The organism is Providencia huaxiensis, assembly GCF_002843235.3.
In the GTDB taxonomy this organism is placed as follows: domain Bacteria; phylum Pseudomonadota; class Gammaproteobacteria; order Enterobacterales; family Enterobacteriaceae; genus Providencia; species Providencia huaxiensis.
Window position 1 is genome coordinate 2,214,551 of record NZ_CP031123.2, and the last position, 14,238, is coordinate 2,228,788.

The 14,238-nt window shown below is 40.8% G+C and carries 15 protein-coding genes; 3 read left to right on the forward strand and 12 right to left on the reverse strand.

Going from position 1 to position 14,238, the window contains the following annotated elements:
• Positions 1–64: 64 nt before the first annotated feature.
• The 11 genes from CYG50_RS12005 to trmJ form a co-directional block, all read right to left on the reverse strand.
• On the reverse strand, positions 65–517 hold the full coding sequence (locus CYG50_RS12005; RefSeq protein WP_102137549.1) for an enhanced serine sensitivity protein SseB C-terminal domain-containing protein: 453 nt from the start codon (positions 515–517) through the stop codon (positions 65–67).
• Between the two features lie 112 nt (positions 518–629).
• Positions 630–1,925: an aminopeptidase PepB gene (gene pepB / locus CYG50_RS12010; RefSeq protein WP_102137796.1), complete on the reverse strand. Its 1,296-nt coding sequence runs from the start codon at positions 1,923–1,925 to the stop codon at positions 630–632.
• A gap of 173 nt (positions 1,926–2,098) precedes the next feature.
• Positions 2,099–2,299, reverse strand: coding sequence for a Fe-S cluster assembly protein IscX (gene iscX / locus CYG50_RS12015; RefSeq protein WP_004912658.1), 201 nt, complete (start codon positions 2,297–2,299; stop codon positions 2,099–2,101).
• Positions 2,300–2,917: 618 nt separating this feature from the next.
• Positions 2,918–3,253, reverse strand: coding sequence for an ISC system 2Fe-2S type ferredoxin (gene fdx, locus CYG50_RS12020; RefSeq protein ID WP_042844637.1), 336 nt, complete (start codon positions 3,251–3,253; stop codon positions 2,918–2,920).
• A gap of 2 nt (positions 3,254–3,255) precedes the next feature.
• Complete coding sequence (gene hscA, locus CYG50_RS12025) at positions 3,256–5,106, reverse strand: Fe-S protein assembly chaperone HscA (RefSeq protein ID WP_102137548.1); 1,851 nt, start codon at positions 5,104–5,106, stop codon at positions 3,256–3,258.
• A 12-nt stretch (positions 5,107–5,118) separates the two neighbouring features.
• On the reverse strand, positions 5,119–5,640 hold the full coding sequence (hscB, locus tag CYG50_RS12030) for a co-chaperone HscB (protein WP_102137547.1): 522 nt from the start codon (positions 5,638–5,640) through the stop codon (positions 5,119–5,121).
• 88 nt (positions 5,641–5,728) lie between these two features.
• The gene (gene iscA, locus CYG50_RS12035; RefSeq protein WP_004912669.1) at positions 5,729–6,052 is read right to left on the reverse strand and encodes an iron-sulfur cluster assembly protein IscA; all 324 of its coding nucleotides are present in this window, start codon (positions 6,050–6,052) and stop codon (positions 5,729–5,731) included.
• A gap of 201 nt (positions 6,053–6,253) precedes the next feature.
• Positions 6,254–6,640, reverse strand: a complete 387-nt coding sequence (gene iscU, locus CYG50_RS12040; protein WP_004264914.1) for a Fe-S cluster assembly scaffold IscU — start codon at positions 6,638–6,640, stop codon at positions 6,254–6,256.
• 24 nt (positions 6,641–6,664) lie between these two features.
• Entirely contained in the window at positions 6,665–7,879 is a 1,215-nt protein-coding gene (locus tag CYG50_RS12045; protein WP_004264915.1) for an IscS subfamily cysteine desulfurase, read from the reverse strand.
• Between the two features lie 121 nt (positions 7,880–8,000).
• Complete coding sequence (iscR, locus tag CYG50_RS12050) at positions 8,001–8,498, reverse strand: Fe-S cluster assembly transcriptional regulator IscR (RefSeq protein WP_004264917.1); 498 nt, start codon at positions 8,496–8,498, stop codon at positions 8,001–8,003.
• A 119-nt stretch (positions 8,499–8,617) separates the two neighbouring features.
• Positions 8,618–9,349, reverse strand: a complete 732-nt coding sequence (trmJ, locus tag CYG50_RS12055) for a tRNA (cytosine(32)/uridine(32)-2'-O)-methyltransferase TrmJ (RefSeq protein WP_102137546.1) — start codon at positions 9,347–9,349, stop codon at positions 8,618–8,620.
• A 123-nt stretch (positions 9,350–9,472) separates the two neighbouring features.
• On the opposite strand from trmJ, the gene suhB reads away from it, so the two are divergent.
• Positions 9,473–10,276, forward strand: a complete 804-nt coding sequence (gene suhB, locus CYG50_RS12060) for an inositol-1-monophosphatase (protein ID WP_102137545.1) — start codon at positions 9,473–9,475, stop codon at positions 10,274–10,276.
• Positions 10,277–10,361: 85 nt separating this feature from the next.
• Here suhB and CYG50_RS12065 read toward each other — a convergent pair whose 3' ends face one another.
• Positions 10,362–11,378: a zinc-binding alcohol dehydrogenase family protein gene (locus CYG50_RS12065; protein ID WP_102137544.1), complete on the reverse strand. Its 1,017-nt coding sequence runs from the start codon at positions 11,376–11,378 to the stop codon at positions 10,362–10,364.
• Between the two features lie 143 nt (positions 11,379–11,521).
• On the opposite strand from CYG50_RS12065, the gene CYG50_RS12070 reads away from it, so the two are divergent.
• Complete coding sequence (locus CYG50_RS12070; RefSeq protein WP_102137543.1) at positions 11,522–12,427, forward strand: GntR family transcriptional regulator; 906 nt, start codon at positions 11,522–11,524, stop codon at positions 12,425–12,427.
• Positions 12,428–12,790: 363 nt separating this feature from the next.
• Positions 12,791–14,236, forward strand: a complete 1,446-nt coding sequence (locus CYG50_RS12075) for a tagaturonate reductase (RefSeq protein ID WP_168222852.1) — start codon at positions 12,791–12,793, stop codon at positions 14,234–14,236.
• The last annotated feature ends 2 nt before the right edge of the window (positions 14,237–14,238 follow it).

Consider the following 14,238-nt stretch of genomic DNA (forward strand, 5'->3'; position numbering starts at 1 on the left):
ATTAATGACCAATATGCATTTTATGAGTGAGAAAAGTATTTTCCTCACTCTATACATGAAATTATTAGGTATTTTTTACTGGGATTGTATCTCGTAAGAAGCTACCAAGACGACGCTGATAAAAAGGTTGAACGTGTTGAGTAATAAAGTGGCTAACACCTTGCTCATTTTCATTCACCACACAAAAATCAATAGATTCGTCATCAGCTAAGAACTCACAAGCAAGTGTTCCCGCCTCATGAATAATGGTATCAATATTTTCCGCTCCTGCGGTAAATTCCAATGCTATCATTAAGATAGGCGTTTCTTGCGCGTCATCGTTCTCTATTGCGGAAACCATAAAACCGCGTCTAACCACTTTGTATTGTTTAAAAAATTCAGTCAGCGCCTCAACAATGGCTTGTGGCTGTTCTTCTAACACACTTAATTTAAGTGATGAACCTTTTGGCACGGTTAATTCAGTAAATTGGATCTCAGTTTCTTGGTTGGAACTGTTATTATTCGATTGCTGCGACATTGCCAATCCCCTGCTATTAAAAAGAATCGCTTATTATACTCGCAAATACGTCAAGGTAAAAAAATAGGCACGAAAAGTCACCTTCCCGTGCCTGTTATCAATCAAACATTCGCTACTTTGATTTACTGATTAATAAGTTAGCCAATGTTCTTACACCTGTACCCGTTGCGCCCTCAGCCCATAAGCTAACAGCGGATTTACGGTAAGTCGCGGAGCAGTCAATATGCACCCAGTTTTGACGATAATTTTCAACAAAGTGCGATAAAAAGGCTGCCGCTGTACTTGCACCCGCGGTATGAGATGGCGCTGCAATGTTGTTTAAATCGGCAAAGCCTGACGGTAATTGTTGGCGATGGAATTCAGCTAATGGTAAACGCCAAAATAATTCGAACTCTGCATCTGACGCATTCATTAAGTCAGCGACTAACTTATCATCGAAGCTCAATACTGAATGGTAGTCATTACCCACAGCCATTTTCGCTGCGCCTGTCAAGGTTGCTGCATCGATGATCAACGTTGGTTTTTCTTTGCTCGCATCAATCAGACCATCGGCTAGTACTAAACGACCTTCCGCATCTGTATTCATAATTTCAACGGACTTACCATTACGGTAACGAATAATATCACCCAACTTGAATGCATTGCCGCTAACCATATTGTCAGCAATACACAGGAACATTTTCACGCGTTTTTGTAAGCCACGCGAAATCGCCAATGCCAATGAACCCGCTAATGTTGCAGCACCGCCCATATCCGCTTTCATTGAATTCATTGAAGAGGAAGGTTTGATGCTATAGCCACCTGAGTCAAAGGTAATACCTTTACCCACTAACGCAGCAAAAACAGGGGTATTTGGGTTCGCACCTGGGTTGTAATCTAACGCTAAAAAGACCGGTGGACGACTTGAACCGCGACCAACCGTATGAATACCGGTATAACCTTGTTCTAATAAATCATCACCTTTAATAATACGGTAACTAATGTCTTGTGCGCCCACCGTGCAGAGTAAATCAATGGCGCGTTGTGCGAGTTGCTCTGGCCCTAACTCTTCTGCCGGTGCGTTAATGACATCACGTACCCAATCAATGGTACGAATACGGTTTTCTAACTCTTTACGATCCGCTTCTGGCAATACAGGCCATTCAATCGTTCTAGCCCCTTTTGGTGCACGAAAACCTTGCCAAAATGCCCAGCTTTTTTCTAAATCCCAGCCTTCGCCAGCCAAAGCAACATTGCGGATCCCTTGGCCATCTAATTTACGGCCAGCGCTTTGTACTGCACATAATTTACCTGCATGTTTCAGGTGGATTGTCATCCCTTTATCGCTAGAGCTTAACAATGCGCCTTCGCCCCAACAAGGTGCAGCTGGCTCACAAGAAATCATTACTGGCATAATTTGTTTTGTCATCGTTTTTCTCACTTTGTCTATTTTTGCAGACAGCAAAAGCCCATTTATTCTGTCAGCAGATGGCATTACCTTAACTGATAAATGCCAATAGGGATATCATTATAGTGCTGATATAAAATAAAAAACCGAGCACTATTTCTAATAGTCGCTCGGTCTTTAGAATAAATCCCTCGTTATTCGAATTCATCCAGCCAAACTAACAAAATCGCTTCTAGGATTTTTTCATTCGATTTTTGCGGATCATCATCAAATTCTTCTAAATCGCAAATCCACTGGTGCATATCGGTAAAGCGCACCGTTTTTGGATCAACATCGGGAAATGCGTCATACAGTGCCTCTCCGATTTCACGGCTATTTGACCATTTTAAGCTCACGACACCCTCTCTTATCTATATCTGTCAGAGACATTTATGTACTTCATACAAGTCATTCAGTGCTCTAATTTTAGTCATGCTCTAAATAGTTTGTGTGTAGCTAGGCGGCAAATTGAGCTAATCCCTAGGAGCATACAAAAGTATGTGACTAGGGTTAGTGAAAGAAGCCAACAACGCTACAGCGTGAAGTATGACAATGCATAACAAGCACTTCGATTTTTTAAATAATTCACGTTGTAGCTAGGCGGCAAATGAGCTAATCCCTAGGAGCATACACAAGTATGTGACTAGGGTTAGTGAAAGAAGCCAACAACGCTACAGCGTAAAGTATGACAATACATAACAAGCACTTCGATTTTTTAAATAATTCACGTTGTAGCTAGGCGGCAAATTGAGCTAATCCCTAGGAGCATACACAAGTATGTGACTAGGGTTAGTGAAAGAAGCCAACAACACTACAGCGTGAAGTATGACAATGCATAACAAGCACTTCGATTTTTTAAATAATTCACGTTGTAGCTAGGCGGCAAATGAGCTAATCCCTAGGAGCATACAAAAGTATGTGACTAGGGTTAGTGAAAGAAGCCAACAACGCTACAGCGTGAAGTATGACAAAAATCAGTGTTCGCGGGCGTGATTGATAGTATATTTTGGTATCTCTACCACTAAATCCTCATCCGTCACCAGCGCCTGACAACTTAGACGACTTTCTGGCTCTAGTCCCCATGCTTTGTCTAGCATGTCATCTTCGAGTTCACTACTTTCTTCCAGTGAGTCAAAACCTTCACGAACGATACAATGACAAGTTGTACAAGCACAGGATTTTTCACAGGCGTGCTCAAGCTCAATACCGCTGCGTAGTGCAACATTTAAAATAGATTCGCCTTCTTGTGCTTCGACAACCGCACCGTCTGGACATAAATCACTATGAGGTAAAAAAACTATTTTAGGCATAATTATATCTCATCCACAGAATGGCCTGACAACGCTTGGCGAATGGAGGTATCCATACGACGCGCGGCAAACTCCTGCGATTGCTTATCCAGTTGTTTAATGGCATTTTCAATTGCGATTGGGTCTGTACCCTCAACCGCTTTAATTAACTCATTGACCGCATTATCAATTCCTGACTCTTCTTCTGGCGTCAGTAAATTGCCATCTTGGGCTAATGCGCTCGTTAAACTTTCAAGCACTCTTGCTGCTTCAACTTTTTGCTCCGCTAGGCGGCGCGCATTTAAGTCATCTTGCGCGTTAGTCATTGAATCTTTAATCATGTTTGAAATTTCATTATCCGTTAACCCATATGATGGCTTAACTTGAATAGAGGCTTCTACACCCGTGGATTTCTCCATAGCGCTAACACTTAATAGCCCATCCGCATCCACTTGGAAAGTCACACGAATATGCGCACCACCAGCTGCCATTGCAGGAATATCACGCAAGGTAAAGCGAGCTAATGAACGACAATCTGCTACCATTTCACGTTCACCTTGCACCACATGAACGCTCATCGCCGTTTGCCCATCTTTAAATGTGGTAAATTCTTGAGCACGAGCAACTGGGATCGTCGTATTACGCGGGATCACTTTTTCAACCAATCCCCCCATGGTCTCTAGACCAAGGGATAACGGGATCACGTCCAATAACAACATTTCGCTGTCGGGTTTGTTCCCTACTAAGATATCCGCTTGAATGGCGGCGCCAATCGCTACGACTTTATCTGGGTCGATGGATGTCAGAGGTGATTTACCGAAAAACTCCCCGACTTTTTGGCGTACTAATGGCACGCGAGTCGAGCCACCGACCATAACAACGTTCAGTACCTCTTGCGCTTCAACACCTGCATCTTTTAACGCACGACGACAAGCCATCAGTGTGCGCTTTACGTAAGTTTCAATTAACGTTTCAAACTGCTCACGACGAATTTCCCCTTGCCAGTTGGCAAGCTGGATAGTCACTGTTTCTGCATCACTAAGTGCAACTTTGGTTTCTGTCGCCACATTTAATAACTGACGATTTAAATGATGATCACCTTGTAATGAGACGCCTGCCTGCTCAGCAATCCACTGAGCCAATACTTGGTCAAAGTCATCACCGCCAAGCGCGGTATCACCGCCCGTTGCTAAGACTTCAAAAACACCGCGGCTCAGGCGCAAAATGGATACATCAAACGTACCACCACCGAGGTCATAAACGGCTATTACACCTTCTTGCCCAGAGTCTAATCCATAGGCAATCGCAGCGGCAGTCGGTTCATTCAGTAAACGTAATACATGTAAGCCTGCAAGACGAGCCGCATCTTTCGTACCTTGACGCTGAGCATCATCGAAATAAGCAGGTACTGTGATCACTACGCCATCCATTTCCCCACCTAAGGTTTCTTCAGCACGTTTTGCTAGTGTTCTTAGAATGTCAGAAGAAACTTGGATTGGGTCAACTTGGCCAGCCACGGTTTGAATAAACGGCAAACCATTTTCACTGGCAGTCAATTGATAAGGTAAGTCAGGGTAGCGTTTTTGAATATCGGCTAATGAACGCCCCATCATACGTTTCACTGAAATAATGGTATTGACCGGGTCTTGCTCGGCAAGTTGTTTCGCTTCCCATCCCACTAATTTGCTTTCGGGTTGATAATTAACAATCGATGGTAATAAAAAGCGCCCTTGGCTATCAGGCAAAGCTGCAGCTTCACCACTGCGCACTGTCGCAATCAAAGAGTGGGTGGTACCTAAATCAATGCCTGCAGCCAATTTGCGTTGATGCGGAGCTGCTGTCATACCGGGTTCGCTGATTTGTAGTAACGCCATAATCGTTTTCTCTTAAAATTCATCTAGTAATCGTTCTTCGAGTTGCTCTGCTTGCTGCTGAAGCTTATCGAGAAAACGTAGTTTACGTACTGTATCAGCGGCTTTTTCCCACTCCATGGCATCCAGTTCTGTCACCATCAGGGCACTTCGTGCTTGCTGCATTTGTTTAACGTTTTGCATAAATTTAGCCAACAGATCAAGTGCATCATCACTGTTCTCAATATTGTCTAACTCTTCACGTAGCTCAAGCTGCTCCATCAAAAATGCCGTGTCATGCATAATATGTTGTTCGTTATTAATATCAAAACCATGCAATGAAAGCATATATTCCGCGCGTTTTAGCGGATGACGGAGGGCTTGGTAGGCAGCATTAATATTTGCTGCTTTTTGCAGTGCTTGCATTTTCTCCTGTTCAGAACAGGTTGCAAAACGGTCAGGATGGTATTGACGCTGTAAGTCTTGAAAACGTAACGTCAGTTGTTCGCTATCGATGGCATAGATGGGAGTCAACCCAAAAAGAGTAAAATAATCCATAAGTGCTCAGTTTCTCGAACCGGTTACCAATACCACTAATAAAATAAAATTAGTAAGATTGGCCAAAAATTAGGCTTAATAAAACGCATTATACGTGAAAACTTTCACCGCATCCGCATTCACTATTGACGTTAGGGTTATTAAATTTAAACCCTTCGTTTAAGCCTTCTTTCACGAAATCCAGCTCAGTACCATCAAGATAAACAATGCTCTTGCCATCGATGATGACTTTCACACCTTTATCTTCAAAAACTGTGTCTTCTTCATTGATTGTATCAGCAAATTCAAGAACATAAGCCATTCCTGAACAACCTGAAGTTCTTACACCTAAACGCAAGCCTTCGCCTTTTCCACGATTTTGCAGAAAGGATTGAATACGCTGCGCAGCACTTTCTGTAAGAGAAATAGACATTGCAAACCTCACTTTAGAAACAAACAAGGCAGATGCTACTCATGAGTCGCATCCGCCTTCAAATTATTTTATACCCACCCGATTTCTAAACTAAGAAACTCAGCGATGTTTAGCCTAGATGGCATGAGTATTGTTCCAGTTATAGGACGATAACTTGTTGTTATTTATTAATATGGGTTGCCCTATAGACTGATTAAAAACTTATTTGCTTTGGCGTTTGCTTTTGTAATCAGCAATAGCAGCTTTAATTGCGTCTTCCGCTAGAATTGAACAGTGAATTTTCACTGGTGGTAATTCTAACTCTTCTGCAATTGCTGTATTTTTGATTGACTCCGCTTCATCCAAACTTTTGCCTTTCATCCACTCAGTCACCAGTGAACTTGATGCAATTGCTGAACCGCAACCATAAGTTTTAAAACGTGCATCTTCAATAATGCCGTCATCATTTACTTTAATCTGTAATTTCATGACGTCACCACAGGCAGGTGCACCTACCATACCGCTACCGACGCTTGGGTCGCTGTTGTCAAACGAACCAACGTTACGTGGGTTTTCATAATGATCGATAACTTTTTCACTGTAAGCCATTTTTAAACTCCTGAAACCGTCTGATTAATGGTGAGACCATTCGATGCTGTTAAGATCTACGCCGTCTTTGAACATTTCCCATAAAGGAGACAGCTCGCGTAAGTGGCCAATTGCGCCATGAATCATTTTGATTGCATAGTCAATTTCTTCTTCTGTCGTGAAACGACCTAAAGAGAAACGGATTGAGCTATGTGCCAGCTCATCATTCATCCCTAAAGCGCGCAGTACATAAGAAGGTTCTAGGCTTGCAGAAGTACATGCAGAACCTGAAGATACAGCCAAATCTTTTAATGACATCATCAGTGATTCACCTTCAACATAGTTGAAGCTGACGTTCAGAATGTGCGGCGCACCGTGTTCTAAATCACCATTGAGGTAAACTTCTTCGATATCTTTAATGCCGTTCCACAAACGTAACCGTAAACCGCGTAAGCGTTCAGATTCCGCAGCCATTTCTTCTTTGGCAATACGGTAAGCTTCGCCCATACCAACGATTTGGTGTACAGGTAATGTCCCAGAACGCATACCGCGCTCATGACCACCACCGTGCTGTTGTGCTTCAAGGCGAACACGTGGTTTACGGCGGACATACAGTGCCCCAATACCCATTGGGCCATAGAGTTTGTGCGCAGAAAATGACATTAAATCAACTTTTAACGCATTCAGGTCGATGGGCAATTTGCCCACGCTTTGAGTTGCGTCAACGTGGAAAATAATCCCTTTACTACGGCATAATTCACCAATAGCTTCGATATCCTGCACCACACCAATTTCATTATTAACATGCATAATAGAAATTAAAATGGTGTCTTCACGGATAGCGTCTTGTAGGTCTTGCATAGCAATTAAACCGTTGCTTTGCGGTGACAAGTAAGTCACTTCAAAACCTTCACGCTCTAATTGGCGGCAGGTATCTAAAACGGCTTTATGTTCCGTTTTACAGGTAATAATGTGGTTGCCTTTCTTTTTATAGAAATTAGCAGCGCCTTTAATCGCTAAGTTATCAGACTCAGTTGCGCCTGAAGTAAACACGATTTCACGTGGGTCAGCGCCCACTAATTCGGCGATTTGATTGCGAGCAATATCTACCGCTTCTTCCGCTTGCCAGCCGAAACGATGAGAACGGGACGCTGGGTTACCAAAGTTCCCATCCATTGTTAAACATTGCATCATTTTTTCAGCCACACGCGGGTCAACCGGTGTTGTTGCTGAATAATCAAGATAAATTGGTAATTTCATTGCTCACTTACTCCAAAGGACAAGGTAACTTGCCTTTAATTTTTAAAGATACAAATGGCGGAAATTAGCTCTTCGTCTAACAACTCACCGAGGTGTACCGACTGCAATTTTTTTAATATTTTTAAGCACGTACATTGATAATCGATTCAGGTGTAATCCCATTAGGCATGGTTTTACGCTGTTCGTTATCTTGTCTATCAGCAACAACCATGACTTCTTGGTTTTTAACCAGTTCATCAAGGCTAATGCTGCTAAGGAAACTTGTAATTCTATCGCTTAAATCACGCCATAATGCGTGAGTTAAGCAGCGGTCGCCATTTTGGCAACCTTCTTTATTACCCTGACAGCGGGTGGCGTCAACAGATTCATCTACCGCAGCGATTACTTCAGCAACAAAGATTTGGTCTGCGTCTCTACCAAGCAAATAACCACCGCCTGGACCGCGCACACTCGAAACCAACTCGTTTTTACGTAAACGAGAAAAAAGTTGCTCAAGATAAGAGAGGGAAATCCCCTGACGTTCAGAAATATCAGCTAAAGGCACTGGACCTGACTGAGAGTGTAATGCGACATCTAACATCGCAGTTACTGCGTAACGCCCTTTGGAAGTGAGTCTCATAACATATTACTCCATGGTAAATTATGGTCAGATTGTGACATTCCTGAGTAATTTAGTCAACTATTTACCTGACTAATTTACTCAAGTATTATTTGCCTGTTTTTACCGTGGATTTCGCCTCACTTTTTCGCCCATTTTTCCATTGACGTTAAAATACCCCGCAGGATATGTAACTCTTGGGTTTCAATATGTGCACGTGTGAATAACCGACGTAACTTATTCATAATTAAGCCAGGGTGTGCTTTACGAATAAAACCCGATTCATTCAACACGCTTTCAAGGTGAACATAAAAACGCTCAACGTCTTCAGATGGCGGGTATTCTACCTCATCATCTGTTGAAATTACCGTATTTTTTTCATCCATTGAAAGATACGCCATGCGTATCTCATAACTCACCAGTTGAACCGCCATCGCTAAATTCAAAGAGCCGTATTCTGGGTTCGTGGGGATATATAAATGATACTGACATTTTTGTAGTTCTTCGTTGGTCAAACCCACTCGCTCGCGGCCAAAAACGATAGCAACGGGAGATTCCTTCGATTGCTCTACAGATTTAACGCCACATTCACGCGGCTCAACCATTGGCCAAGATAAGGTGCGAGAACGAGCACTGGTGCCGATCACTAACTTACAACCTTCTAAGGCTTCATCGAGGGTTTTAACGATTGTTGCATTACCAATAACATCACTCGCCCCCGCAGAAAGCGCAATAGAGTGTGAGTCTGGTTCAACAAGAGGATTAACAAGATAGAGATTAGAAAGCCCCATGGTTTTCATTGCGCGGGCCGTTGAGCCCATATTACCAGTGTGTGAGGTCTCAACAAGAACAATACGGATATTATCTAACATGGTTTATACGTTTCATGAAAAAATTATCGCAATAGCTTAACACAAAATTGCTTATTGTGACGAACATCTATATACTTCGGCACTCAAGTTTTTCGTTCTTTAACATTCCAGTGGAAAAAGCCCATGCATCCGATGCTTAACATCGCCATACGTGCAGCACGTAAGGCCGGTAATCACATAGCTAAAAACTATGAAATGCCTAGCAATATCAAAGTCACTCAGAAAGGCACTAACGATTTCGTTACTAACGTTGACCATGAATCTGAGCAGCTAATTATTGAAATCATCCGCAAGTCATATCCAGACCACACGATTATCACTGAAGAAAGTGGTGAGTTAATTGGTAAAGATGATGATATTCAATGGGTAATCGATCCACTGGATGGCACTACCAACTTCACAAAACGCCTCCCTCATTTTTCTGTCTCTATCGCTGTACGCGTTAAAGGCCGTACAGAAGTTGCTGTTGTTTACGACCCAATGCGTAATGAATTATTTAGCGCAGTACGTGGACAAGGCGCTCAGCTTAACGGTTATCGTATTCGTATCGATGAAAAACGCGACCTTGATGGCGCTATCGTTGCGACAGGTTTCCCTTTCAAACAAAAACAACACGCTGCGGTATATATGAATATCATGACTGCAATGTTCGACAAATGTGCTGATTTCCGTCGTACGGGTTCTGCCGCATTAGACCTATGCTATGTTGCTTCCGGTCGTGTTGATGCATTCTTTGAAATTGGCTTAAAACCTTGGGACTTCTTAGGTGGTGAGCTGATCATGCGTGAAGCTGGCGGTATTATGACTGACTTTATTGGCGGCCATAATTACATCGCATCAGGTAACTTAGTCGCAGGTAGCCCACGCGTTGTTAGAGACATACTGTCTGTCATGAAAAATGAATTATCGGAATCATTAAAACGTTAATCCGGCAACTTATTGAATTTTCACACCCACACAATTCGACTGTTTTGTGTGGGTGTTTTTTACTGATTAAATGGCTTGATGTGTATTAAAATAAGATAACACCTTTAATTAGCTCACGGTTATTAATCACGTCTTGCTCATAACTATCACCAATAGAATTAAAATCAAATTGATGAGTTAGCATCATTTCACTCGCGAGTTTCCCTTCCGCCATCAACCTTGCAACTTTATTAAAATCTTCAAGCGTTGCATTACGACTTCCCATCATTGTTGTTTCTTTCTTATGAAAATCAGGGTCTGGAAACGATAAATTACCTTTAAATAGCCCAACAAACACTATCAAGCCGCCATGACGAATTAAATTCACTGCAGTGTTCATTGCGTGTTGGTTCCCCGTTGCATCAATGACTTTCTCTGCAAGCATGCCTGAAAAATGGCTTTCAATACTTGATAAGTAGTTTTCAGCCGCTGGGTCACACGTTTTTAAACCTAATACCTTTTCAACATGTTGGCGACGTGCCTCACTGGTATCAGCAACTAATACGTTAGCACCGTCCGCTTTAGCAATCGCAGCGACACCAAGCCCTATCGGACCCGCCCCTACGACTAGAACAGTATCTTGAGGCTTAACTTGTGCACGCCTCACGGCATGAGCACTAATCGAAAAAGGTTCAATTAACGCCCCATCAATATCAGTAACGGTATCCGCAATGGCTAACACATTGTTTTGTGGGACGTTTAAGAACTCACAAAAACCACCATCTTCATGAACACCAATCACCGAAATTTTTTCACAGCAATTTGTTTTACCACTTTTGCAAGCCCCACACTCATAGCAAGCCACATAAGGCATCACGGCAACACGTTGCCCTACTTTCCATTGAGTGACATCAGAACCAACCTCACAAATAGTTCCAGAAATTTCATGGCCTAATACACGTGGATACTGGAAAAATGGCTGATTTCCTCCCCATGCATGAATATCAGTTCCACATATTCCAACTGCATGTATTTTTATTTTTACGTGCCCAACTTGAGCTGTAGGTTCAGCGACTTCTTGGTAGACTAATTTTTTAGGTTCCTGGCAAATCAATTGTTTCATGTTTTCCTCCATCAATTTATCTGTCTTTTTTAATTTAAAAAACATAGACTAGATACTTAGCAACCAAATTTTGTGATTAAATGTTTTTAAATCGGTTTTAAATCGGTCTTTAAAGAATAAAAAACAGCTTAAGGGGCATTTAAATGGTAAGGAGTAAAAATATACGTTATGGGTCAATTAACGAATTTTTAGATGCGATTCATAAAAATTTATTAACGTCTCCCTTCCCATCACAATCTTCTTTAGCGGAAATGTTTAATATCAGTCGAACCACCGTTAGACATACCCTTGAATATTTACTAGAAAAGAAAATCATTGAAAAACAAGGGAATGAATACCATGTCATTCGCTATCCCAATAAAACTGATTTTTTCCCAGTTGAGTCAAGCCTTCCAGATCAACAAATCGTCTTATTCGAAAAAGCGTTTTACCAAATGATAAAACGCAAAGAGTTGATGCCTGGAGATACTTTTACTGAGTTACAATTGGCGAAAAAAAGCCATGTGAGCTCTAGCGTTGTCCGAGAGTTTTTAGTGGAGTTTTCTCGTTATGGGTTAATTAAAAACACCCACCGAGGAAATTGGCATATGATGAAGTTTTCACGTGAATATGCAGAAAAACTTTTTGAGTTCAGAGAATTACTGGAAACCAACGCCCTTACTCACTTTTTAAATTTACCCGCAGATGACCATCGTTGGATTTTAGCGAAAGAGCTATTACTCAAGCATAGAACACTGCGCGAAACGGTGACTATCAATTACCGCGACTTTTCCCAACTCGATTATGAGCTACATAGCCTTATTTTATCGGGTGCCAACAACCCATTTTTTAATCAGTCTCTTGAGATCATCACTGTGATATTTCACTTTCAATACCAGTGGGATGAATCTGACTTAAAAGAAAGAAATGTACTGGCAATTGAAGAACATATGACCATTTTAAGTGCTTTAATTAGCCGTAATGACATTGTTGCGATGAATGAACTTCGTCACCATTTAGATACCGCTAAACGAACGATGATCAATTCCATACAACAAACTTATGAATAAATAGCACCAACATGCCAGGCCAATGGATGGCCAACAACAGTATTTCATTTTCTCGATAATTGTACACATCAAATAAAACCTGAATTTTTTAGTAAAAAAACAACTCAATTATAAAATTATTATTATTCAAAATTATAACAACCTAAAATATTTGTTATTTTTCAATTAATTAAAATAAATACTTATTAAACACATTTAATCCATCAATAACCTGTCTGTTTTTAACTGATAAAAAACACATTAAAAACATCAAAAAGCCATTCATTCCACAAAATTGATTCAATTAATAGTCCATAGAAAAAAATACTTCTAGTCTGAGTCAACACCAGATGATTAATACACATAATAACTAGAGGAATGGTCATGGATTACTTAAATCGACAGTCAATGGCTAACAAGCAATACCCAGAAAGAATTCTACAATTCGGAGAAGGTAATTTTCTACGTGCTTTTATCGACTGGATGGTTGACCAACTGAATGAAAAAACAGACTTCAATAGTGGTATTACTATTGTTAGGCCAATTGACTCATCACATCCCTCAATTAATCAACAAAATGGACTTTATACCGCCATCACCAGGGGAATTAATGAACAAAAACAAAGCGTTTCTAATATAAGAATAATTAATTCCGTTAATCGTGAAATACTTATTTACTCTGAATATGATAAATTTTTAAAGTGTGCAGAAAATCCTGACTTGCAATGGGTATTCTCTAACACAACTGAAGCAGGGATCGTATATAAGCACGATGTACGCCTAGAAGATACGCCGGCAAGTAGTTTCCCTGCTAAACTTACGCAATTTTTATTTCACCGCTTTCAATATTTTAATGGCGATAACAGTAAAGGGTTAATCATCATCCCATGTGAGTTAATTGACTATAATGGCGACAAGTTACAAGAGTTTGTGAATAAACATGCGCAAGACTGGAAACTTCCCGCAGATTTCATTGCTTGGCTAAATGACAGTAATACGTTTTGTTCTACATTAGTCGATAGAATTGTTACTGGTTATCCAAAAAATGAAATTGAAAAACTAGAAAAAGAATTAGGTTATAAAGACGATTTTCTCGTCACGGCTGAATATTTCTACTTGTTTGTCATTCAAGGACCAAAAGTATTAGAGCAAAAACTAAAACTAAATGAATTACCATTAAATATCAAAGTTGTCGACGATATAAAACCCTATAAAGAGCGTAAAGTGGCAATTTTGAATGGTGCACACACTGCGATGGTTCCCGTTGCTTACTTAGCAGGCATTAGAACTGTTCGTGATGTCACTACCAACCCCATTTTCTTATCTTTCATTAAAGATTTAATTGATAATGAAGTTATTCCTGTTTTATCTCAAAGCCCTTCGGAGCTCGCAGCTTTTGCTTCCGCAGTGATTGACCGTTTTAATAACCCATATATAGAACATGAATTAATCTCAATTTCGCTTAACTCACTAACTAAATTTAAAACTCGCTTATTACCCCAATTAATCTCTTACGTTAATAAATACAATAAAATCCCTTATTGCATTTCATTTTCACTTGCTGCGTTGATTGTTTTCTACCGAGGAGAGCAGGCTGGGAAAATCATTCCTTTAAATGATGATGATTATTTACTGGAACGCTTTAAAGCTTGGAATGAACTCTATGACTCAAATGTAAAACAACTTACTGAAAATGTGCTAGCGATGTCTGATTTATGGGGATTAGACCTCAACGAAATACCGAAATTACAGGATGATGTGAGCCAGAAAATTACTGAGATTCTGAGTAATGGTACAGAATCAATGCTACGCAAAAAATACGTTTGTTAGAA

Bases quoted from the DNA above. Each gene is read 5' to 3' on its own strand.
- CYG50_RS12005 (WP_102137549.1), bottom strand. From the start codon at position 517: ATGTCGCAGCAATCGAATAATAACAGTTCCAACCAAGAAACTGAGATC.
- pepB (WP_102137796.1), bottom strand. From the start codon at position 1,925: ATGACAAAACAAATTATGCCAGTAATGATTTCTTGTGAGCCAGCTGCA.
- fdx (WP_042844637.1), bottom strand. From the start codon at position 3,253: ATGCCTAAAATAGTTTTTTTACCTCATAGTGATTTATGTCCAGACGGT.
- hscA (WP_102137548.1), bottom strand. From the start codon at position 5,106: ATGGCGTTACTACAAATCAGCGAACCCGGTATGACAGCAGCTCCGCAT.
- hscB (WP_102137547.1), bottom strand. From the start codon at position 5,640: ATGGATTATTTTACTCTTTTTGGGTTGACTCCCATCTATGCCATCGAT.
- iscA (WP_004912669.1), bottom strand. From the start codon at position 6,052: ATGTCTATTTCTCTTACAGAAAGTGCTGCGCAGCGTATTCAATCCTTT.
- iscU (WP_004264914.1), bottom strand. From the start codon at position 6,640: ATGGCTTACAGTGAAAAAGTTATCGATCATTATGAAAACCCACGTAAC.
- CYG50_RS12045 (WP_004264915.1), bottom strand. From the start codon at position 7,879: ATGAAATTACCAATTTATCTTGATTATTCAGCAACAACACCGGTTGAC.
- iscR (WP_004264917.1), bottom strand. From the start codon at position 8,498: ATGAGACTCACTTCCAAAGGGCGTTACGCAGTAACTGCGATGTTAGAT.
- trmJ (WP_102137546.1), bottom strand. From the start codon at position 9,349: ATGTTAGATAATATCCGTATTGTTCTTGTTGAGACCTCACACACTGGT.
- suhB (WP_102137545.1), top strand. From the start codon at position 9,473: ATGCATCCGATGCTTAACATCGCCATACGTGCAGCACGTAAGGCCGGT.
- CYG50_RS12065 (WP_102137544.1), bottom strand. From the start codon at position 11,378: ATGAAACAATTGATTTGCCAGGAACCTAAAAAATTAGTCTACCAAGAA.
- CYG50_RS12070 (WP_102137543.1), top strand. From the start codon at position 11,522: ATGGTAAGGAGTAAAAATATACGTTATGGGTCAATTAACGAATTTTTA.
- CYG50_RS12075 (WP_168222852.1), top strand. From the start codon at position 12,791: ATGGATTACTTAAATCGACAGTCAATGGCTAACAAGCAATACCCAGAA.